Consider the following 5,050-nt stretch of genomic DNA (forward strand, 5'->3'; position numbering starts at 1 on the left):
AACATATTGATGAAAATATAGATGATTTTGATTTAATATGTCATCTCGCTTATGATAAAAAGCCTCTTACAAAAAGTGAAAGAATTAAGAATGTTAAAAAAAGAGGTTATTTAGATAAGTATGAAGGAGTAGCAAGGGAAGTGATAAATGCTTTACTTGAAAAATATATGGATAATAGTATAAATGATATCACAGACAGAAGTATATTATTAAATAGCCCATTTACTAGATTTGGTTCAGCTGTAAAAATATTTTCATTATTCGGAGGAAAAGAAAATTATAATAAGGCAGTTAAGGATTTAGAAAAAGAAATTTATATGGCATAAATAAAAAACGGAGTGAGATAAATGAGTTTAAATAATTTAGTAAAAAGACTTCAAGATATCATGCGTAATGATGCAGGCATAAACGGCGATGCTCAGCGTATAGAACAAATGGTATGGATAATATTTTTAAAGATTTTTAATTATAAAGAACAGCAATGGGAAGCGGTTTATGATGATTATGAGTCTGTAATACCTGAGAATTTAAAATGGGATAATTGGGCAGTTGATAATATGGACGGAAAGGCATTAACCGGAGATGAGCTTTTAAATTTTGTTAATACCCAACTTTTTCCTGCTCTTAAAAAATTAGAAATAGATGATAGTTCTTTAAAAGTTAAATCTATAGTAAAATCGGCATTTGAAGATAATAATAATTATATGAAAGACGGAATACTTTTAAGACAGGTTATAAATGTAATAAATGAAATAGATTTTGAAGATTATAAAGAGCGTCATGCATTCGGTGAGATATATGAAACTATATTAAGAAGTTTGCAAAGTGCAGGAAATGCCGGAGAGTTTTATACACCTAGAGCTGTAACAGATTTTATAATGAAAATTATTAATCCAAAACTAGGTGAGACAATGGCAGATTTTGCATGCGGTACGGGTGGATTTTTAACTTCTGCTTTAAATATAATTTATGATGATTTGCAAGGACCTGAAAAAAGAGAACTTTATAATAATTTTATTTATGGTATAGAAAAGAAAGCACTTCCTTTTTTATTATGTATTACAAATATGTTTATACATGATGTTGATAATCCTAGCATTTTTCATGACAATGCACTTGAATATGATGTTAGAGGCTATAAAGAAAGCGATAAATTTGATATTATAGTAATGAATCCGCCTTATGGAGGAAATGAAAAAGATAATATAAAAATGAATTTCCCTGCAGATCTTAGAAGCAGTGAAACGGCTGATTTATTTGTTACTCTTATAATGTATAGACTAAAACTCAATGGAAGAAGTGCGGTAATACTTCCGGACGGATTTTTATTTGGTACTGATAATATAAAAGTATCCATAAAGAAAAAATTATTTAAAGAGTTTAACTTACATACTATAGTGCGTATGCCTCATAGTGTTTTTGCTCCTTATACATCAATTACAACTAATATATTATTCTTTGATAAAACTCATTCCACAAAAGAAACTTGGGTTTATAGACTTGATATGCCTGAAGGATATAAAAACTTTTCAAAAACTAAACCTATGAAACTTGAACATTTCAATGAAGTGTTTGAATGGTGGGATAATAGAAAAGAGATTAGTGCAGACGGTTTTGACAAGAGCAAGAAATACAGTATTGATGAGATAGTGGAAAGGAATTATAATATAGACTTATGCGGATACCCACATGAGGAGGAGGAAATACTTCCGCCCGATGAACTCATAAAACAGTATCAGGAACGCAGAGCCAGTTTGGATGCGGATATAGACAGAGTGCTTGATAACATAATGAATATATTGAAATAATTAAAAAATAAGGAAAAATAAAAATTAAATTCATCAATTGTTTGTTGTTCTTTTTCCCGCAGCAAAAAGAACCATACGAAGTACGCCTGCGGCGAAAGTGCAAGTACAAAATTAATACTAAATAATAATAATTTTGTCTTACACATGTAAGAATGAATTATTGGATTTGAGTTAAAATATAGCCTTTTTGCTTCTTTGTGGCAATACCACAGGTACTTCCTTCGGTCGCAAAAGAAGTGGGGGTGTGGGGGCTAGTCCCCACAAATATATAATTTAAATAAAATTTTAATAGATATAATAATAAAAGGCATTGCGACATGACAGCATCGGAATTAAAAAAATCAATACTTCAAATGGCAGTTGAAGGCAAACTCACAGAACAAAGTAAAAAAGACGAACCGGTTGAAAAACTTTTGAAACGCATAAAAGAAGAAAAAGATAGCTTAATAAAAGAAGGCAAGATAAAGAAAGAGAAGAGAATAAGCGAGATATACAAGAAAGACGGTTCATATTATGAAAGAGTTTCAGACGGCAAAAATATTTTGAAAGATGCTTGTATAGATGAAGAACTACCATTTGAAATACCAGACACTTGGACTTGGTGCCGTATAGGAAATATTGGTACTATAATAAGAGGAAATGGTATAAAACGTTCAGATGTAGTTGAATCTGGTTTTCCATGTGTTAGATATGGTGAAATATATACAACATATAATATCTCATTTAAAGAAGCTGTTTCTAATATTCCTGAAGAAATTTTTAAAAAAAGTAAACATTTTTCTTATGGAGATGTTTTGATGACATTAACAGGAGAAAATAAAGAAGATATAGCAAAAGCTGTAGTATATTTAGGAGATTCAAAAGTTGCAGCAAGCGGTGATTTAGCTTTTTGGACAAATCATAAAATGGAACCTCTTTTTATTTCATATCTTATGAATTCCCCATATGCCATATACTGTAAATCAAAACTTGCTACAGGTGATATAATAGTTCACATATCAGCAAGTAAATTAGAAAGTATTTTAATACCAATTCCGCCGATAGAAGAACAAAAACGCATTGTTGAAAAAATCAATTTTTTAATGCCTCTTATAAATGAGTATGATGAGCTTGAAAAAAGCATTACGAAATTGAATAAAGAATTCCCTGATAATATAAAGAAATCTATTCTTCAATACGCTATAGAGGGCAAACTTACAGAGCAAAGCCAAGAAGATGAGCCAGTTGAAGAACTCTTGAAACGCATAAAAGAAGAGAGAGAAAAATTAATAAAAGAAGGCAAGATAAAAAAAGATAAAACTACAAGCGAGATATACAAGAAAGACGGATCATATTATGAAAGAGTTTTTGAGGGTAATAATATTGTAAAAGATGTTTGCATAGATGATGAGCTTCCTTTTGAAATACCTGATAGTTGGGTTTGGGTAAGGCTTTACAAATTGATATATTTAATTAGTGGAACTTCATATAATAAGAATGATATTACTAATAATGGAGTAAGAATTTTAAGAGGTGGTAATATACAAGATAACCAATTATTACTATTTGATGATGATGTATTTTTACCTATCTCTTATTACGATGAAGAAAAAAATATAAAAAAATACGATATTATTATTGTGGCTTCAACAGGAAGTAAAACTGTTATAGGTAAACCAGCATTTATAAAAGATAATTATAATAATATACAAATAGGTGCTTTTTTAAGGATTATACGACTTTATGATATAAATATATCTAGTTATATAAATACTATATTTGAATCGAATTATTATAGGGAACATATAAGAAATAAGGTGACAGGTACTAATATAAATAATATTAAATCAGATTATATAGAAAATCTATTAATTCCATTGCCGCCGATTGAGGAGCAGAAACGTATTGTTGATAAAATTAATAAGCTCAATGAGGTTATTAATACTATTAAAATATAAGATTTTTATAAATAAAAAGGCTTCATTATTAATTTAAGAAAGCCTTTTGTTATTGATTAAATATTATTTTTTATAGTTTTTCTATTTCTTCTATACTCAAGCCTGTTAATTCACTGATGAGATTTATGTCCATATATCTGTCTTTCATGTTTTTTGCCATAGATATGGCTTTATTTTTTTTTCCTTGTTTTATACCTTGTTCTATGCCTTGTTCTATACCTTGTTTGATTCCTTCTTCTATTCCTAATCTTCTTTCTTCTTCAAGCATTATTTGATTGCCGTATAAATATGCTTCTCTTTTATCATACTCATTCATCATTAATCTATCTTTAATAAAATTATTATATCTTTTCTGTACTTCTTCCATTATAGGTTTTTCTTTTACTAAATCTGACATAATAACCTCCTTATCATCTTTTTCTTTCATTGTGAAAAATTTAAGCCAGCAATTTAAATCAGGCTCTAATGAATTATATTTAAACTTTTTTAATTCTAATATATGTATTTGTAAATGGTCTGTTAATAATCTTTTATTAATACTATCATAAATCATATAGCAGGAATGTATAGAGTCATTGTCATCTAAATTGAAATTAAGTAAATTTATGCTAATTACAGGAGTTAAAGCATCATATTTTTCGCCTTGTTTTAAAAGTTTACTGTAATTTGATGCCCAATAATATAATATACGTTCTGGGAATCTTGAATTACCTTGCAATTGTATTTCTATTATAACAACTGTTCCATTTTGAGTTATGCATTTAACATCAACAATAGTTTCTTTATCTTCATAATTTTCTTTATAGTTAAAAGGTGTAAGTATTTCTACTGATCTAAAAGTTTTCATATTAGAATCAAGCATTATTGAATTAATGAAGTCAAGAAGTATAGCATTACTGTCTGATGATGAGAATAAATATCTCATAAAATAGTCATTCAAAACATTAATATTCCTCATAGCTCTATTATACTAAATTAATTATAAATGTAAAGTTGTCATTTTTTATATGAATAAAAAGGCTTCCTTATTTTAATTTAAGAAAGCCTTTTATTAATTAAATATTATCTTCTCTTTTTGGATTTTTTTCTTTCTTTTCTATTTATCCTGTCTTTTGAACCTCTTTTTTTATGAGATTTTTTTGAATATATTTCTTTTTTGTTTTTCTTTTTCTTCAAAAAATCTCTGCTGTCTATTAAGTCTCTATCATCAAAACTATTATCAAATTCGCTTGCAGGCATGAAATCAATGAATAATTCTTTTACATCAACTTTATAAACTACTATTCTTATTCTATCCCCTAATGT

Annotated in this window: 4 protein-coding genes and 1 pseudogene; 3 read left to right on the forward strand and 2 right to left on the reverse strand. The window is 28.0% G+C overall.

Going from position 1 to position 5,050, the window contains the following annotated elements:
- The 3 genes from Q0J90_RS12355 to Q0J90_RS12365 all read left to right on the forward strand — a co-directional run.
- The coding region (locus Q0J90_RS12355) for a type I restriction-modification enzyme R subunit C-terminal domain-containing protein (RefSeq protein ID WP_297278201.1) at positions 1-326 on the forward strand (326 nt) is incomplete at its 5' end.
- A 21-nt stretch (positions 327-347) separates the two neighbouring features.
- Complete coding sequence (locus Q0J90_RS12360; protein ID WP_297278202.1) at positions 348-1,808, forward strand: class I SAM-dependent DNA methyltransferase; 1,461 nt, start codon at positions 348-350, stop codon at positions 1,806-1,808.
- Positions 1,809-2,125: 317 nt separating this feature from the next.
- Complete coding sequence (locus Q0J90_RS12365) at positions 2,126-3,745, forward strand: restriction endonuclease subunit S (protein WP_297278203.1); 1,620 nt, start codon at positions 2,126-2,128, stop codon at positions 3,743-3,745.
- 70 nt (positions 3,746-3,815) lie between these two features.
- Here Q0J90_RS12365 and Q0J90_RS12370 read toward each other — a convergent pair whose 3' ends face one another.
- Complete coding sequence (locus tag Q0J90_RS12370) at positions 3,816-4,703, reverse strand: Rpn family recombination-promoting nuclease/putative transposase (protein ID WP_297278204.1); 888 nt, start codon at positions 4,701-4,703, stop codon at positions 3,816-3,818.
- Between the two features lie 104 nt (positions 4,704-4,807).
- Positions 4,808-5,050, reverse strand: a pseudogene (locus Q0J90_RS12375) (ribonuclease R); the annotation flags it as partial.

Source organism: uncultured Brachyspira sp. (genome assembly GCF_944390595.1).
GTDB lineage: Bacteria > Spirochaetota > Brachyspiria > Brachyspirales > Brachyspiraceae > Brachyspira.